The 17,029-nt window shown below is 45.3% G+C and carries 16 protein-coding genes; 5 read left to right on the top strand and 11 right to left on the bottom strand.

The features are described 5' to 3' along the window. Positions 1-31: 31 nt before the first annotated feature. The 8 genes from ACP2WE_RS19495 to sat form a co-directional block, all read right to left on the bottom strand. Positions 32-1,801 (bottom strand): ABC transporter ATP-binding protein, encoded by a 1,770-nt coding sequence (locus ACP2WE_RS19495; protein WP_425217212.1) that lies wholly within the window; start codon positions 1,799-1,801, stop codon positions 32-34. Positions 1,802-1,875: 74 nt separating this feature from the next. Then, complete coding sequence (locus tag ACP2WE_RS19490) at positions 1,876-2,592, bottom strand: helix-hairpin-helix domain-containing protein (RefSeq protein WP_425217211.1); 717 nt, start codon at positions 2,590-2,592, stop codon at positions 1,876-1,878. Between the two features lie 34 nt (positions 2,593-2,626). Next, on the bottom strand, positions 2,627-2,989 hold the full coding sequence (locus ACP2WE_RS19485; RefSeq protein ID WP_425217210.1) for an NINE protein: 363 nt from the start codon (positions 2,987-2,989) through the stop codon (positions 2,627-2,629). 54 nt (positions 2,990-3,043) lie between these two features. After that, positions 3,044-3,268: a hypothetical protein gene (locus tag ACP2WE_RS19480; RefSeq protein ID WP_425217209.1), complete on the bottom strand. Its 225-nt coding sequence runs from the start codon at positions 3,266-3,268 to the stop codon at positions 3,044-3,046. A 142-nt stretch (positions 3,269-3,410) separates the two neighbouring features. Then, positions 3,411-4,232 carry a 4-hydroxy-tetrahydrodipicolinate reductase gene (gene dapB, locus ACP2WE_RS19475; protein ID WP_425217208.1) on the bottom strand — a complete coding sequence of 274 codons (822 nt, stop codon included), beginning with the start codon at positions 4,230-4,232 and terminating at the stop codon, positions 3,411-3,413. Positions 4,233-4,468: 236 nt separating this feature from the next. After that, entirely contained in the window at positions 4,469-6,364 is a 1,896-nt protein-coding gene (locus tag ACP2WE_RS19470) for a tetratricopeptide repeat protein (protein ID WP_425217207.1), read from the bottom strand. A 178-nt stretch (positions 6,365-6,542) separates the two neighbouring features. Further along, a complete protein-coding gene (locus ACP2WE_RS19465; protein WP_425217206.1) occupies positions 6,543-7,202 on the bottom strand; it encodes a ribonuclease H-like domain-containing protein in 660 nt (219 codons plus the stop codon). Between the two features lie 273 nt (positions 7,203-7,475). Continuing rightward, on the bottom strand, positions 7,476-8,678 hold the full coding sequence (gene sat, locus ACP2WE_RS19460; RefSeq protein WP_425217205.1) for a sulfate adenylyltransferase: 1,203 nt from the start codon (positions 8,676-8,678) through the stop codon (positions 7,476-7,478). Between the two features lie 178 nt (positions 8,679-8,856). On the opposite strand from sat, the gene ACP2WE_RS19455 reads away from it, so the two are divergent. Then, on the top strand, positions 8,857-10,077 hold the full coding sequence (locus ACP2WE_RS19455) for a glycosyltransferase (protein ID WP_425217204.1): 1,221 nt from the start codon (positions 8,857-8,859) through the stop codon (positions 10,075-10,077). Positions 10,078-10,091: 14 nt separating this feature from the next. Here the strand turns inward: ACP2WE_RS19455 and ACP2WE_RS19450 are convergent, their stop codons facing one another. Then, positions 10,092-10,517, bottom strand: a complete 426-nt coding sequence (locus ACP2WE_RS19450; protein ID WP_425217203.1) for a hypothetical protein — start codon at positions 10,515-10,517, stop codon at positions 10,092-10,094. A 269-nt stretch (positions 10,518-10,786) separates the two neighbouring features. On the opposite strand from ACP2WE_RS19450, the gene metK reads away from it, so the two are divergent. After that, the gene (gene metK, locus ACP2WE_RS19445) at positions 10,787-12,025 is read left to right on the top strand and encodes a methionine adenosyltransferase (RefSeq protein ID WP_425217202.1); all 1,239 of its coding nucleotides are present in this window, start codon (positions 10,787-10,789) and stop codon (positions 12,023-12,025) included. Positions 12,026-12,648: 623 nt separating this feature from the next. Next, entirely contained in the window at positions 12,649-13,722 is a 1,074-nt protein-coding gene (locus ACP2WE_RS19440; protein WP_425217201.1) for an NADH:flavin oxidoreductase/NADH oxidase, read from the top strand. 42 nt (positions 13,723-13,764) lie between these two features. Here the strand turns inward: ACP2WE_RS19440 and ACP2WE_RS19435 are convergent, their stop codons facing one another. After that, on the bottom strand, positions 13,765-14,373 hold the full coding sequence (locus tag ACP2WE_RS19435) for an AAA family ATPase (protein WP_425217200.1): 609 nt from the start codon (positions 14,371-14,373) through the stop codon (positions 13,765-13,767). 2 nt (positions 14,374-14,375) lie between these two features. On the opposite strand from ACP2WE_RS19435, the gene ACP2WE_RS19430 reads away from it, so the two are divergent. Together ACP2WE_RS19430 and ACP2WE_RS19425 are read left to right on the top strand one after the other, a co-directional pair. Next, on the top strand, positions 14,376-14,570 hold the full coding sequence (locus ACP2WE_RS19430) for a hypothetical protein (RefSeq protein WP_425217199.1): 195 nt from the start codon (positions 14,376-14,378) through the stop codon (positions 14,568-14,570). 147 nt (positions 14,571-14,717) lie between these two features. Then, positions 14,718-15,842 (top strand): hypothetical protein, encoded by a 1,125-nt coding sequence (locus tag ACP2WE_RS19425; protein WP_425217198.1) that lies wholly within the window; start codon positions 14,718-14,720, stop codon positions 15,840-15,842. Here ACP2WE_RS19425 and ACP2WE_RS19420 read toward each other — a convergent pair. Next, positions 15,835-16,806 carry a hypothetical protein gene (locus ACP2WE_RS19420; protein ID WP_425217197.1) on the bottom strand — a complete coding sequence of 324 codons (972 nt, stop codon included), beginning with the start codon at positions 16,804-16,806 and terminating at the stop codon, positions 15,835-15,837. The two genes, ACP2WE_RS19425 and ACP2WE_RS19420, sit on opposite strands and share 8 nt — an antisense overlap. Positions 16,807-17,029 lie beyond the last annotated feature (223 nt).

Here is a 17,029-nt window from a genome sequence, read left to right as displayed (position 1 = left end):
AATGCTTTACCCTACTTGATTCGCCAGCGGTTTATTCCGTCGTGGCGAGATCGAGCGTGGGAATAGCATCGATTAGGGTTTGGGTATAGGGCTGTTGGGGATGGTTATAGATCGCATCGGCAGCACCCATTTCTTCGATTTTGCCCTTGTTCATCACGACAATGCGATCGCTCATAAACTTCACCACGCTCAAATCATGGGAAATAAAGATATAGGTCAATCCAAATTCTGCCTGTAACTCTTTTAAGAGATTTAACACCTGTGCCTGTACCGATACATCGAGCGCCGATACCGACTCATCGGCAATAATCAGCTTAGGATTGAGTGCCAAGGCTCTGGCGATACAGATCCGCTGCCGTTGCCCGCCCGAAAATTCATGGGGATAGCGACGCATGGCACTGCGATCGAGTCCTACCCGTTCCAAAAGATAGGCAACGCGGTTTTTACGGTTGAGCGCCGACTGATAACTTTTAAACTGTTCTTGATGGGCGTGAATTTCTAGAGGTTCCGCGATCGCATCGCCTACGCTCATGCGCGGGTTGAGCGAACCATAGGGATCTTGAAACACAATCTGCATTTCGCAACGCAGTCTTTGCAGTTCTTCTGCTCCCATAGTGGTGACATTTTTGCCTTCAAACCAGACATCGCCGCCCGTGGGCTTGATCAGGCGCAAAATTGACCGACCTGTAGTGGTTTTACCGCAACCTGACTCACCTACGAGTCCTAGGGTTTCGCCGGGATAAACATCAAAGCTAATGTTGTTGACTGCGACAAAATAGCGTCGCGTTTCACCCCAAACGCCGCGAATGGGAAAGTCAACGCGCAAATCTCTGACCTTGAGTAAAGCGGGTTGAGATTCCAAGGCTTTCAAACGATTCTCACTATCGGCGAGGGTCACCACTTCCTTAATGCGAGGGGAATTGGGCTCTAGGGCAATAATTTCGCCGTTCACCTCTTCCATATAGTCGCTGACCGTGGGCAGATACTTGAGTTGCAGCGCTGGTTGGGGTCGGCAGGCAACCAATCCTTTGGTGTAGGAATGTTGAGGTTCCCTAAAAATGGCTTGGGTTTGTCCAAACTCTACGACTTGTCCTTTGTACATGACGGCGACGCGATCGGCAATTTGCGCGATCACGCCCAGATCGTGACTGATAAACACGATGGACATCTGCCGTTCTTGTTGAAGTTGGCGCAACAAGTCTAAAATTTTGGCTTGCACGGTGACATCTAAGGCAGTAGTCGGCTCATCGGCAATCAGAATCATCGGATTGCAGCAAATCGCGATCGCAATCATCACCCTTTGCAACTGTCCGCCCGATAGCTCGTGGGGATAGCGTTTGATCATCTGTTCGGGATTGGGAAGTTTGACTTCGGTAAATAGCTGAATCGCTCTGCCTGTAGCGGCTTGCTTGCTAAGATGCTGATGTAATTGCAGCACCTCGATAATCTGATAGCCACAGGTAAACAGAGGATTTAAAGAAGTCATGGGCTCCTGAAAAATCATGGAAATGCGATCGCCTCTGTACTGCCGCATTCTTTCTGAGGGCATATTAGCGAGGTTGACCTGTTCCGTACCCGTATCAAATAGAATCTCACCTTGGGTAATCTTCCCCGTTTGGGCTAGCAACCCCATAATCGCTAGGGCTGTAACCGACTTACCCGAACCTGACTCGCCGACAATCCCTAGGGTCTGTCCTTGCATCAACTCAAAACTGACACTTCTGACCGCAGGAACGATATCCCGATCGCTCTTAAAGTCCACTTGTAACTGATTGACAGACAGAATGGGGCGATCGTTCATAGAGGGTGATAGGAATTGAATAAAGGTTCTAACATGCGATCGAGAAATTCACGCAAAATCTATTCAAACAAAATCTACATAAGTTGGCGATAGGAACTCAAGGGTAAACCCGTTCGTTTTTTGACATCCATGAGCGATCGAAATTCTCCCCGTCGCTGTCTTTCGGCAGCGATCGCTTCGGCAACATCTGGTGTCAGCCCCACTTCCACCAATTCGCTGGCGGAGAGTACATTGAGGCGCTTCCATGAGAACGCTGCTTCGTGCCTGTAGTTATAGCTAAACGTAATTAATGGCTCAATGCGTTGAATCGTTGCGGGTGGAATTCCCACCACTTCTATAAGTTCTTCGGCACTAGTAAAAATATAGCCCTCATTCTGTAAAGACTCGATATCGTTGGCATAGACAATCGGTAAGCCCAATCCATTCACCAAGTCATTTTTAGAGCAAGCATTGATGTCGATTTTAGAACGACTACCCGCAAGGCTTTTTGCCAAACTCAGATCTGCTGGAAGTGCCAAGTCTTGAGGATAGGTTTTGATCAGAAACGATCGCTTTAAGTAAAAAGCCAGCCCCACTTGACAGCCCCAAATCGCGAAAAATATGGGCGTAAAAATTGCAGTGGGTAATGACACGATACTGAATGAAATGACAGTTAAACCTACACCCGCCCCGATCCAAGTAGGCGCATTGGCTTTAGAACCCGCATAGGCAAGCGATAATCCACCAAAGTAAGGGATGAACGAATACCAAACCCAGTTAGGTGTTTGCTGAAACCAAGGAGACTTTGACATGGGCACTAATGTTTAAGATAGAACTGCGAAGCCTTTATAGATGCTTAAGTAATTTCTGACGCTTCTCTTCATACTCCTCAGCCGTAATCACCCCAGAATCATACAGCCCTTTGAGATCGGATAGCGCCTTGGTCGCATCGGCTGCCGAAACGGCACCGCCAGAGTAAAACGAATTCATGGCATTGGTTGCTGGGGCTCCATTGAATCTTTGGTTAAATTCCGCATCTGACATAAAGATCAGCATAAAGAATTCAAAAAAGGCAATGATGGCTGGAATAAATGTCCAGCAAAAGAGAAGATAGAGTACACCTGCACCTGTTTGCCCTAAGTAAAACTTATGTACGCCTATTCCACCCAAAAACCAGCAAAGCAAAATGGCGGCGGTTTTCGATTTCATAAAGTGTAGCGATCCTAAAAATATGAGTGTAATTTTGAGCTTCTAGGAATTTTACTAGTTGACACGCTTTGACAGCTTCTTTTGAATAAAGAAAATCAAGGCAATGCCAGTCTGCACCTCCAGCAAGATTAAGTAAGCACTGAGAATTGGGTTTAACTCGATGCGAGAAATCATCGTAAACGTAGCAAAACCAAATACTAAGTAAGGCAGCGATCGCAGCAAACTTGCAAGTCTGTGCGCTCCGATTCCATAGATTTTATGGGTAGCTTGGTCAGTCATACCTAAAACGCTAGATTACATAGATCTCATCATAACCCTCAGTATTATCCTACTGACTGGAAGCGTCAAGTGTGGGTCAATTTTCATGGTGCAGCTCTGCTCACTATTCCATACTCATTTGGGGAGCAAAGCCGAACCGAACCTACAACAATTTTTCTAGACCATAAACCAACGACTTTAGTTGCAGCACCCGCCTTATTGCTAAGAGTACCCCGGGCATATAACAGGCGCGATCGCTGGTGTCATGACGCAAGCTATAAATTTCCCCAGGTGCGCCAAAAATCACTTCTTGGTGCGCCAACAACCCCGGTAATCTCACACTATGCAGGCGAATATTCTCGCCCACCACAGCGCCTCTTGCCCCAGCAAAATTCTCTTTTTCGACGACGCTAGGGGGGTTAAAGGTCTTACCCAATTCTGAGAGCATTTGGGCAGTTTTAACCGCCGTACCGCTAGGGGCATCTGCCTTTTGATTGTGGTGCAGTTCGAGAATTTCCACATGCTGGAAATATTGACTCGCTGCGATCGCCGCTTGTTGCAACAAAATCATGCCAATCGAAAAGTTGGGCACGATCAAACAGCCCATGCTAGCTTTATCGGCAAAGATCGTGAGGTCGTGAATTTGTGCCTCGGTTAAGCCCGTCGTGCCGATTACAGGACGCACCCCATAAGCGATCGCCGATCGCGTGCGATCGTAAATCCCGTCAGGATGTGTAAAATCTACGACCACGCTCAGTTGCTTCTCTTGCGCGCCTTGGGCAAGCATTACCTCTAAGTCATTGGTCACAGGAATTTCTAAAGCACCGATCCCCACCACTTCGCCAATATCTTCACCAATGTGGGTGCGATCGATCGCACCGATCAAGGTCATATCTGGGGCATTGGCGATCGCTTTGATCGTTTCTCGTCCCATTTTGCCAGTCGCACCAGCAACAATAACGGGAATAGGTAGGTTTTCAGACATAGTTATTAGCCAACAGGTATTCAGTGAATAGTTTATTTAAGTTATGTGGGGCGATCGCCTTGACGCAGAGAGCAAGATGCTCGACGGCTATACGGTAAAATCCATTATAGGTACCCCGCCTCTCCACTCATCTTGAAGGTAAACTCGTGATTTCGCAACCGATCGCATCCATAGCAATTTGTAGTTTCTATGCAATAACACAATGGGATGGCGTACACCTAAACACAGATAGCGAACTAACCTTGACGATAGAGGTCAATCAAATTTGGCAGGTGGTCAAATCCATCCACACCGATTTGGGAAATCAATGGCGATCGCAACTGTTGTAATAGACTAAAGAAATTCTCCGCACCTAGTTTGCCTTGCAAGATCGCGATCAAAGCCGCAGATTGCTGCCATGCCTTACTATGCCGCTGCTCTAAAAGATACATTCCCAAACAGGCGTGATAAACTGCGTCCTCCAGTTGATGGAGCTGATAGAGTGCCTCGCCGAGATTGGCATGACTGAGGGCCTGTAAATCACGATCGCCGATCTGAAGGGTTAAAGCCAATCCTTGCTCCAGAGCCAACTGCGCTTGGCTTGGCTGCTGGAGTGCAACATAGGCAGTGCCGAGTCCAACCCAACAAAGTGCCTGATTTTGCCGATCGTTGAGCTTCTCGGATAGTTTTTGTCCCCGTTCCAAATGACCGATCGCGGTTTCTAGGTCTTCTGGTGTTACGGATTCCTGTTGCCGCGCGAGCGTGACTTCGCTATAGCCCAAGTTGGCAAGAGCATTCGCTTCGCCTTGGCGATCGCCTGTTTGTCTCGCTAAGATCGTGGCTCTTTGTGCGTGAGATTCGCTCATACTGAAATCTTTTTGATACAGACAAATTCGGCTGAGATGATTGAGGTTAGCGATTTCGCAGCGAAGATCGCCGACTTCACGGGCAAGGTTGACTGCTTCTTGATGGAGCGAAATCGCTCGTTCGCGATCGCCCATCCAAGCTTGCGAATAGCCTAAAACAGTGAGAATTCTTGCTTTTTCCTGCGTGTTCTCAGATTCTTTGAGAGGGCGATCGAGGTAGTTGATCGTTTCTCGGAAGCTCTCACCCGAAAAGGAAGCAAACACGCCCCCATAGAGTGGAAAATTTTCGCGCTGGGCAAAGGTTCGCAAAATCTGTAGGCTAATTCGGAAACAAATTTTGGAGAGGGTTTGGCGATCGCGGGCAGATAGCTGCTGTGCCTGTTGGAAGCCTTGATTGAGTTCGCCCCAGATCATGGCAAAAGCAACGAAGGTTACACCCGCCATATGTAGACCGATCTGAGCATTATAGGGCTGTCGATCGAACCATCGCACCAAACCATTTTGTAAGTATTGCAGGAGGATTAAAAGTTCAACCCAAGCACTGACATCGATACTCGGTTGTGCTTGGGCGATCGCTGCCGCTGATTGATTGTTTGCCTGCCCCGCAAATAGTTCTCTGGGTAAAGGGCTCGTAACCTGTTGCGACCAAGTTTGCCAAGGCCCAACAACTTTAGTCGGTTCAAACCCAACCTGTGCGGGTGCGCCATACAGCCACGTAACGAGGGAACCTTCCAAGCGATCGAAGTCAGCCAAGCCACGGGTTAGACCTTGGGCAAACTGTCGCAGTTCAAAGGCTTCAGACTGTTCTGGCAAGGTTTCGGCTGATTTTTGCAACAATTGCGCCAGCAGTTGAAGATGTTGGCGTTCAAAGGCTGGCGTACGATTGGGGTCGAGAACTTGAATTAACGTAGATAGGCGTTCTTGAGGTTCTACTTTGAGAATTGTCTGTAAACCTCTAGCACAGGTATCTTGGACTTGATAGTTTTTTTGCCACTGCGACCAAGCATCTTTGAGAATTTTGAGAGCGCGGATTTTATGATTGACCTTGGCTTGCTTGACTTCGTCGGTTTGGGCAGCAAGCTGCGCCTGAAGCACATTCGTTTGTTCTTCAAGCGCACGCTCAAAGATTTCACCCGTTCCAGATTCTAGGCGATCGCTGAGAATGCGATAGACATGTTCCTTGGACAGCAGTTTGCCCGTATTAATATCGGTAATGGTTTGCTGGATAAAGGCAATGTAGCGATCGTGCGTTGTTGGGTTTGGCGAATCACTTAAAGAATCTGACATGGTTCGTTGTATCAGTGGAACTAGTGGGAATGGAATCAAAGGGTGGAAGTTTTGATTTTTCAAGGAGCGCAGTTGATGGTATGTCCGATCGAACAACTATTCAGGTTTTGAGAATATTTTCTGGGAAGTTGTCATGAAAGTTTTGACTGCTGCGATCGCGTATTTTTATCTATTATGTTTAATTACTATACCGAAGTGGTAGGGTGACATGACTGGCTTGATGGACTAATGGAAAGCGATCTTGCCAGTTTGTGACAATGTTGAAGTAATTGGTTGCGTCTTCTAAACAATACTCATAAATATTGTTTAAGACCTGCTCGTGACCGATCTCTTTGCGCAATACCTTAATACCATTGCGATAGACATATTCCCCTTTAATCTTTTTATTGATTTGAATACCTAAATGTTCAAATAAACTATTGAGTCCTTGATTTAGGTCTTTTTTGCGACTCTTTGTTTGCAGATCGAGTATCTTAATTTCTCTGACATGTAAGGGCAATCGCATATCAAATATCCTCTTTCTGAGGCAACTAATATCGCTGGTTGAAATTCCATATCCCACAAAATATTTTCCCTGCAAAAACTGAATATCAGCCAGAATATCTTCTAGGATTTGTTTTTCTTGTTGGCGCGATTCAATAAACTGAATTTTTATATGTTGTTCGCTACTACCTTCTAAGATCCGCGTGATGGTATAGCCAAAGATCATGTTATTCACTAACCCTTCTTTGCGAAAATCTCGACACCATTCCAAGTCCAAAAACACTAAATCGTGAATGGAGCCATCATAAAAGTTGTTGATATAGTTTGTAGTAACTTGAAATTCTTGCTTATACATTCGACTATATTCAGCATTTACGTTTGATCTGACCCTCGCTCTAAGGCTTGCCCTGCGATCGCGCCTAAACTTCTAACCATTTAAAAATCTTAGCTCTTTTGCCCTTTCCTTGCAGGACGCGATTCACTAAAGCTACGGTATGGGATCGTGCCCAATCAAGAATTCACAAAAGTTGCGATCTCACCCACTGCTTGCACTAAAGCACAAAAAAGGGCTTGAGGCCTAACCTCTAACCCTTTCTTAATTTGATATTTGGGTTGATTGAACCGCAGGTTAAATTTGAAACTCGGTTTTTGCTTCTTCGATCGCCATGGCATGCATGATCTTGGCTAGTTCTGCGGCAACCTCGGGGCGAGAAAACTCAGGGGGTGGGCTTTCGCCACGTCGCAGCATTTCGCGAACCTTTGTACCTGAGAGATGCACGCGTTCCTCTGGCAAACTGGGGCTGGTTTTGGTCGTAGCCATGGTCTTTGTGCGCAGACAGAAAAAGGCGTGCTCAAACATCAAAGGAATAATGCCAAGTTCGTGTGCCTCAAATTCTTCAAAAATATACTGGGCATCGTAGGTGCCGTAGTAATCGCCTACCCCAGCATGATCGCGCCCCACAATAAAATGGGTGCAGCCATAGTTTTTACGTAAAAGTGCATGAAAAATCGCCTCGCGGGGGCCTGCATAGCGCATTGCAGCTGGATTAATCGCCAAAATCACCCGATCTTGAGGATAGTAATGTTCGAGCATGATCTCGTAGCATCGCATCCGCACATCGGCAGGCACATCATCGCTTTTGGTGGCTCCGACTAGAGGATGCAAAAACAAACCATCGACAATTTCTAAAGCGCATTTTTGGATGTACTCATGGGCGCGGTGGATGGGATTGCGGGTCTGAAAACCTACCACGGTGCGCCAGCCCTTTTGCAAAAATAATTCTCTTGACTCGGCTGGGTCAATTTGGTAGGTAGGAAAAAGACCGTGAGGTCGACGATATAACAGCCACACATCCCCAGCTAAATAAACATTTCCCTGCTGATAGACCACCTTAACGCCTGGGTGGCGGTCTTCATTGGTACGGTAAACATGTAAAGCTTCTTTGAGTTTGTCGTAGGTGTACTTCTCGCTCAATTCGAGGATGCCAATAAATTCACCGTTAGGGTCATCTAGTCTGATCGTCGCACCAATATTTAGGGGCTCAGCTTCGGCTTCAGTTACAGGTAATGTAATCGGAATTGACCAAGGTAGCCCATTGGCTAGACGCATATTCACGACTACAGACTCATAGTCTGCCTTGCCAATAAACCCAGTCAAGGGACTAAACCCACCGATCGCAATGAGTTCTAAATCTGACAGCGATCGCTCAGACAGTCTCACCCTAGGTAAAAAATCTGCTTTGCTGAAAAATTCCTCCCGCTGCCGATCTGATACGATGCGATTGACCAGTGTGCCGCCGTGAGGTGCGATTTGCTTAATTTGCCGGCTCATTAACGTTAATTGTTCCTGTTATACCAGTGCTTTTAAGGTAGCTAAAGCAGATCGGTTTGCTGGAAAATCCCCGTTTAAATAGGGGCAAGATCGCGCATTCTGCATGAGTACCTTTACATTATGTTAAGGCTTTATTGACCTCAGACGATGTTAGATATTAAGAAAATCTAAACCGATCATGACTGATATTCTCGCAACCGTACCATCTGGAGCTTTGCAAGTTGAGGAGCTTTCTGCGAACTCAACGCACGGGCATTGCTATTTTTCGTTGGTGATTCCCACGTTTAATGAAAGCAAGAACATCGAGAATATTCTCAGAATCCTAACGGACTTACTAGATCGCTTCATTCCTAATAACTACGAACTGATCGTGGTAGATGACAATAGTCCCGACCTCACTTGGAAAATTGCACAGGAGCTAATTCCTGAGTTTTCGCATTTGCGGGTAATGCGCCGCGAGCAGGAAAAGGGGCTTTCTACCGCTGTTATTCGGGGTTGGCAGATTGCGCGAGGTGATGTCTTGGGTGTGATTGATGGTGATTTGCAACATCCTCCTGAGATCTTACTGAAGTTATTACAAGCGATCGAGCAAGGGGCAGATCTGGCAGTAGCAAGTCGGCATATAGAAGGTGGTGGTGTAAGCGATTGGGGCTTTGTGCGCCGTCTGCTCTCGCGTGGAGCGCAGTTGCTAGGGCTAATGATTTTACCAAGAGTGATTGGGCGCGTCTCTGACCCCATGAGTGGCTACTTTATGGTGCGTCGCAGTGCGATCGCAGGCTGCGAGATGAACCCCTTTGGTTACAAAATTTTGATCGAGGTTTTAGGGCGCGGCAATGTGGGCGAAATTGCCGAAGTTGGCTATGTGTTTCAAGAACGCCAAGCGGGTGAGAGCAAAGTTACTTGGAAGCAATATGTGGAATATATTTTGCATCTGTTGAAACTGCGATCACGCGGGCGAGTTACAAGATTTAGACAAAAATATGGCTTGCCCATCAAGCGTTTTTTGCGGTTTGGCTTGGTGGGTTTTAGTGGTGTGTTTGTCGATATGGCAATTTTTTATCTGCTCAGCGATCCAACCACATTGCATTGGGGCTTAACGCGTAGCAAAGTGATTGCAGCTGAGTTTGCGATTCTCAATAACTTTCTCTGGAATGACCTGTGGACGTTTCGAGATATTTCTAGCCATCAGACTGGTTGGAGTAAACGCCTCAAACGCTTTATCAAATTTAACTTAGTCTGCCTTTTAGGCGTATTTCTGAATGTCGTAATCTTGAACTTTCTTTATAACTACCTCAAGATCAATCAGTATTTGGCAAATCTGATCGCGATCGCTCTGGTGACGATTTGGAATTTTTGGATTAATCTCAAACTCAGTTGGCGCGTTACACAAACAAAATAGAGCGAAAGAATTATTCAGCCTTTGCCGATTCCCGATGTGAAGGTATAGGTAATCTGCTCGAATTCACAACCTTTGCCGTTAGATTGCCAGGGTGCGGGTAGGGCGGGAACCTCGATCCAGTCTTGAGGAGCGATCTCCGTTAGTTTCGGCAGTACTGAGCAAGCGATCGCCAACAAACCGCCCTTAATCATGGTTGATTGCAATAGAACAAGAGAGATGGCAGCCGTTTCTGGGCAAGCATGTTGCCCGAATATAACTGGAATAATGTGGTCTTTATATTGTGTAACGCTACTAGTTTTCTGTTTGGTTACAGAGGCTTTTAACAATACTTCCTGCACCTGTCTCACTGAAAAAGCCAGATATAGGGTGTCAGACTGCACTAATACCAATTTCTCAATGGCAGTGAGAGAAGATGCATAGAGTTGAAAAGGTTGAGACATTGGTTGTAACTTGAGGTCAGTAGTCTCAATAGGGCGGGGTTACAAGTTCGCAATTATATTGCCTAGCATGACATATTCATCAGGAAATTGATATCTGCTGCTTTGCAGAATGCGATCGAAAACTCATGATTTACGCACCAAACTTTTATAAATCCTGTGAAAAAGCATTACTACGCGTGCATAGGTAATTTTGCTAAAGTGTTCTGAATACCTATGCTATGTTGCATGGGTGCAATAAAGTTCGTGTATTTGCCTCGGAGGAAAAACATTTGACTGGTCGCTTCTTGTTTACATCGGAGTCTGTAACAGAAGGTCACCCTGATAAAATTTGTGACCAAATTTCAGACACAATTTTAGATGCCCTGCTTACTGCCGATCCCCGATCGCGTGTGGCAGCTGAGGTCGTTGTCAACACAGGTTTGGTTTTGATCACGGGTGAAATCACTAGCAAAGCCCATGTGAATTTTGTAGAGCTTGCCCGCAAAAAGATTGCTGAAATTGGCTATACCCATGCCGAAAACGGATTTTCAGCCAATAGTTGTACGGTTTTACTTGCCCTAGACGAGCAGTCCCCTGACATTGCCCAAGGCGTTAATGAAGCCATGGAAAAGCGAGAAGGGTTAGATGACGATGCGGCTTTAGAGGCAATCGGTGCAGGTGACCAAGGCATTATGTTTGGCTTTGCCTGTAACGAAACCCCCGAACTGATGCCCATGCCGATCGCTTTATCCCATCGCATTGCGCGTCAACTAGCGGCTGTTCGCAAAGATGGGACATTGCCTTACCTGCGCCCTGATGGCAAGACCCAAGTCACGATCGTCTATGAAAATGGCGTCCCCGTTGCGATCGACACGATTTTAGTCTCAACCCAACATACGGCTGAGATCGATGGCGTGACGGACGAAAAAGAAGTACAGGCACAAATCAAAGCTGATCTCTGGCAAAAAGTGATCCTGCCTGTGTTTGCAGATTCTCAGGTTTTTCCCGATCGAGAAACTAGATTTTTAGTCAACCCAACGGGCAAATTTGTGGTGGGTGGACCTCAAGGTGACTCAGGTCTAACAGGACGCAAAATTATTGTCGATACCTATGGTGGTTACTCTCGGCATGGTGGCGGTGCATTTTCTGGCAAAGACCCCACGAAAGTAGATCGTAGTGCTGCCTATGCTTGTCGTTATGTTGCCAAAAATATTGTGGCGGCTGGCTTAGCAACCATGTGCGAATTGCAAATTAGCTATGCGATCGGTGTGGCACGCCCCACAAGTCTGCATATTGATACGTTTGACACAGGTAAAGTCCCCGATGAAACCCTGTTGCGACTGGTGAAAGATCATTTCGATCTGCGTCCTGCGGCAATTATCAAGAACTTTAATCTACAGAAATTACCAGGCGAGCGTGGTGGGCGTTTTTATCAGGATGTTGCTGCCTACGGTCACTTAGGACGTACTGATTTAGATTTACCTTGGGAAAAAACTGACAAAGTAGAACTGCTACAAAAATCTGTTTAACATTAGTTAGCAATTAATAAAATCTGAAACGCTATATCTCCTACTTGCGCCTTCAGCCCCCTTGAACTCTTTAAGGGGGGAAATTTTATTGTTTCTATCGTTTAAAAATGGATAGGGAATGTCCGGCTCATTTTCTGTCCATTTTTGCGACCAAATGCATAAAATCTGTGACCGCAGTCTGAACAATAGTAGGGAAAAATCCAAAAAATAGAAATGTAATTGTCCCAAAAGCGGCGTCTAACTCGATAGATATATTCCCCTTCGCATTGCGAGCACTTAAGACGGTTAGCCATATTGCTTTCTGTATAAATCGGAATTGTGAGAAGAAATCAAGTAACGCTCATTATTCCAACCACTTCAATGGAAAGAAACCAGAAAATGCCGTTGCTTTTGCCATAATTTCGGCGTATCCCTACCCAGATATATAAGAAGCCCCGATCGCGCCGCAATATTTAAAGAACTTGCGATCCTGAAATTTGGGCATCATCGAGTATCCTGAGTGTTAAATCGCGATCGCCGTATCCCCAGACACTTCATCGGTTGCATTATTTCACTAGCTCGTTTATAGTCTAATCATTCAATAAAATCGAACTATTGAATAAAGCTAGTAGGAATAAAAACTCATGCCACACTTATTTGAACCCTATCAACTTAAAGACATTACCCTGCGCAACCGTATTGGGGTTTCCCCAATGTGTCAGTACAGTTCTCAAGAGGGAATGGCAAATGATTGGCATCTCGTTCACCTAGGGGCGAGGGCATCAGGCGGCGCAGGACTGGTAATTGCGGAAGCTACAGCGGTAGAACCACGCGGACGGATCACGCCAGGAGATGCAGGCATTTGGTCAGATCGCCATATTGAGCCTTTACAACGCATTAATCAGTTTTTAAAATCTCAGGGTGCGATCGCGGGTATTCAAATTGCCCATGCTGGTCGCAAAGCCAGTGCCCAACGCCCTTGGGAGGGAGATAGCTCGCTCGCAGATCGAGAAGGTGGCTGGGAAACTCTAGCACCGAGTCCGATCGCTTTTGGCGATAAACTGTGGCGAGTTCCTAAGGAAATGACCCTTGAGGATATTCAAACAGTCAAAGATGCCTTTCGGGCAGCGGCGATTCGGAGTTTAGCAGCAGGCTATGAATGGCTAGAACTCCATTTTGCTCACGGCTATTTGGCACATAGCTTCTATTCCCCACTTACAAATCAACGTACTGATGCCTATGGTGGCAGTTTTGAGAACCGCATTCGCTTTGCCTTAGAGACAACGCGCTCAGTCAGAGAAGTATGGCCCGAACGGCTTCCTTTAGCGGCACGTTTGTCTTGTTCTGATTGGGTAGAGGGGGGCTGGACGATTGAAGATTCGGTGGAACTCTCGAAGCATCTCAAAGCTGAAGGCGTAGATTTGATCGACTGTAGTTCTGGGTTCAATTCATCTGACTATAAGCAATACCCATTTGGTGCGAGCTGGCAGATTCCTCTTTCAGAAAGAATTCGCAAGGAAGCTGGAATTGCCACAGCAGGGGTAGGTTATATCACAAATGCCATGCAGGCAGATGAAATCATTCGCAATCATCGTGCCGATATTATTCTTTTGGCGAGAGAATTTCTGCGAGATCCTTACTGGCCTTATCGCGCTGCCCAAGAACTCCATAAAAAGGATGTCAATACACTGCCCATACAATATGCTTCTATGATTTAAAGACATCAGGTTAAGTACCAGAACACTGCTTCTTAACCTTCGCTATTTTGTGGGTTGGCAATCACCTAGATTCTCAAGAACTGTAAGGATTGTTTGAATCCGTTCCTCCAAGTCAGTTACCTGGCGTTCTAGGCAGTAAAACGGACAGGTAAGGCGCAGATCGCTGCATAATCCCAACACCAAGGTATGAATGTGTTCGATGTAGGCTTGGTTGAGCGCGGCTTTCCCTACCTCATATACGAGCGGAATCCCAGGTTGTACGACGAACAATTGTGAAAAGAACTGATTAGCACTGACAAAACATCGCTGCATGTAGGCTTCTAGCTCGACAAAATTTACTTCTGTGGTTCCCTGAATGTCGGCTAGGGTGTATGCCATCATGTCAATCGGCGTGCGATCGGTAATGAATGGGTTTGGCTCTGCTTGCCATACTTGTTCTGCGGCGAGTAAAACCTGATGCTGTACGCGCAACCGCGTAGGAAAATCCATAGGCTTGGCTGGATCTAGCCCCATTTGTTGGAAAACCTGACTGGTGGTCGTGCCCACAAATGGTTTATCGATGCGATCTGCGATCGCCTTGGCTAAGGTTGACTTTCCCGTGCGATGACCGCCACATAACCCAATATTCATGAAATGTATAATACCATTCATACTTGACTTTACGACAGAATGGAATTCGAGTTCCATGTGCCGTAAAGTCTTTCAAGACAATCGCTACTGGACTGACTGGTATTCAGATCTTGGGTAGTTACGCCAAGCACAGCTTTAAGAATGATACTGAAGCGGCGCTACTCAAGAGCATCAGCAACAAGAGAGGCTTGCCGTTTATCTGCGATCGATCGGTGTGAATCCTGATGATGTTCAGTTTGGGCTGATGATCGCATGGATGTCATCTTTGTCGAATCTACCCGTACCAACATTGTTAGAGTGTACTTGTCTATTATTTGTGAGAATCATCTAAAATAGATCGTATCAAAGAAGCTAATCAACTTGATATGAAACTATTGCATTTAGTATCGCTGTTTGGAGGTATTGGGTTCACTGTTGCTGGATGTGGCACAAACCCAACAAACTTGGCTCAGATACCTTCCCCTGCTTTGGCAACTCAAGAGCGGTCAATGACAATAGCGCAGAGTACGCAGCCTGTAAAGACTGACGAGCAGAAGCCAGCGTTGAAAGTGGGAGATATCAGCGAACTGAAAGACGATAAAACTTGTGATGATGTTGGTGAAACCATCGTCTATGCCGATACTCAAAACTATAAAGTTAGTGTCTGTGCTGACAAGAACAACAGACAGGTTCCTGCATTTATCAAAATAGCAAAGAAGGATGGTAGTTTAAAAATTGAGGGAAAAGCCCAGTTGGGTTGGAGAGAAGATTCGTTTGTAGGAATGGATGAGAAATATGGCTACCGATTGCGAATGCCGTCTTCTAGTGAATTCAACTTGTCAATATTATCAGGAAAAGAATTTACTCCAGTAGTGTTGAAAGAGGGTATTCAGAATTACTACGCAATAAATCGATTTAAACAAATAAATAGAGCAGATGAACTGACGCGCAGAGTAGATTCAAAATTGTCAGATGAATCAAAAAGGGAAGAATTTATTAATTATATCTTTGAAAACAAAGATAAACTCGGTGCTTGTAAGTCAATAGATGCCAGAAAGGATACAGCCTACTTTTCTTCTAGATTATGGAAAATTGATAATAAGAAATACTTTTTAGAGCTAGCTTGCCGGCCAGGAGCATATGCCCTTGCACTGAATTTCTTTCTGATCGCCGAATCAGATCATGTATATAATTACAAATTGCTGAATATTCCCAAAATTGCTCGTTATAAAAGTGGAAAGCCAATTATAGGAGAAAATGGTTATGTTGCTTTGACAGATATCCAAAGTACTGTCACCCCTGCTATGGAGCATCTCTTTAAGTCAGCAGAAAGGACTTTGAGTATTTATATGGGAAAAGGTTCTTGTGGAACTATATCTACCTATAAAATTGGTGGTGATAAACTTGATCTAATTAGGCATAGAGAAGGTGGATTAAAAGAATGTGATGATTTTCGCTATGCTGTCGATCCAATCTTATTTCCTAACATTCCACTAGAACCAGCTAAGTAATACTTAGGACATTTACTGCATTTGTAAAATACTCTATCCTTCTTGGGAGGTGAGCAGCATTTGGTATCGGGTCATTGGGATCACGACTATCTCCACGAACTATTCGGGAGATTTTCTCAACCGTAACTGCATTTGGTGGATCGTTTTGCGCGATCGCATTTAAATCTTCACTCCCCCCCTTGCCAAATACGGACCAAAACCACATTGCGCTCATAATATTTAATGCAAGGTTACTTGCTACAATATCTTTCCTTTTTGACAAACCTGAAATTCCAACATATTCACCAAATCTCTCAAGATTTTCATCTAAAGTTAGCTGTAAAAGACCTCGCCCTGGACCTGAGATCTCAAAAAAATTCTGAAAACTTCCAGTTTCAGCTAACGATTGAGCAATAAATTGTCCCTTAGTTCTAGGGGTAGTTATATCGTACAAGTACATATAGAGATCTAATCCATTATTAAGAAGTTTCTGAGCATTACTTTGATCTAGGGAAGGAAGTACTTCACCGCCTGGAGCATCTTTTGCAATATCTATTAACTGTTGCAATGTAAATCCTGGGGTTCCTTCTGCAATAAAAGCAGCCGTGCGAGCAGTTAGGGTAATGGTGTCAAATACGTAGCCAATAAAAATATCAAAATCTTTGATATTTTCTACAGGGATTAGAGGATTTGCTGACGCTAAAATTTCTGGAGCAATGATTTTGATATTGTCAAACGTGTACCTTCCTGAAATTGTATGAACTGAACCCGACTTTGTCACAAGCCCTAAAACGCCATCTGACACGCCAGCAAAGGTTCCATTTACACTTGCATCTCCAATAATAAAGGGTGATAGTGAAAGTGTGTTCGTTATTCCAGAGCTATGCAGAATCGTGACAGTCCCACCCTTCGCAGCAGAAGCGTCGTCTACTGAGTCAGTATAGAGACTATAGTCCTTACCATTAACCGAGAAAGCACTTGTCACCCTAACTGTCTTACTAGCATCTAATCTGATATCTCCACCTCTACCGCCGATACTATCCGCACGTACCGAATCAACGACAATATTTCCACCTGAACCAATATACTTTAGTTTGGACTAATCGGCAGCAAGGCAAGAGCAACAGAAAGGCACGAGAAAATAGAGCAAGAAATTGCAAAGGCTAAGTCAAGCTCAAACATGAAAAGAGAATTAGAAGCTAAATGGC

Origin of the sequence: Tumidithrix helvetica PCC 7403 (assembly GCF_965232925.1) — a bacterium.
GTDB classification, from domain to species: Bacteria; Cyanobacteriota; Cyanobacteriia; order Pseudanabaenales; family Pseudanabaenaceae; genus Tumidithrix; species Tumidithrix helvetica.
The sequence above is the reverse complement of the archived record's forward strand: the minus strand, read 5'-3'. Positions and strand labels throughout refer to the sequence as shown.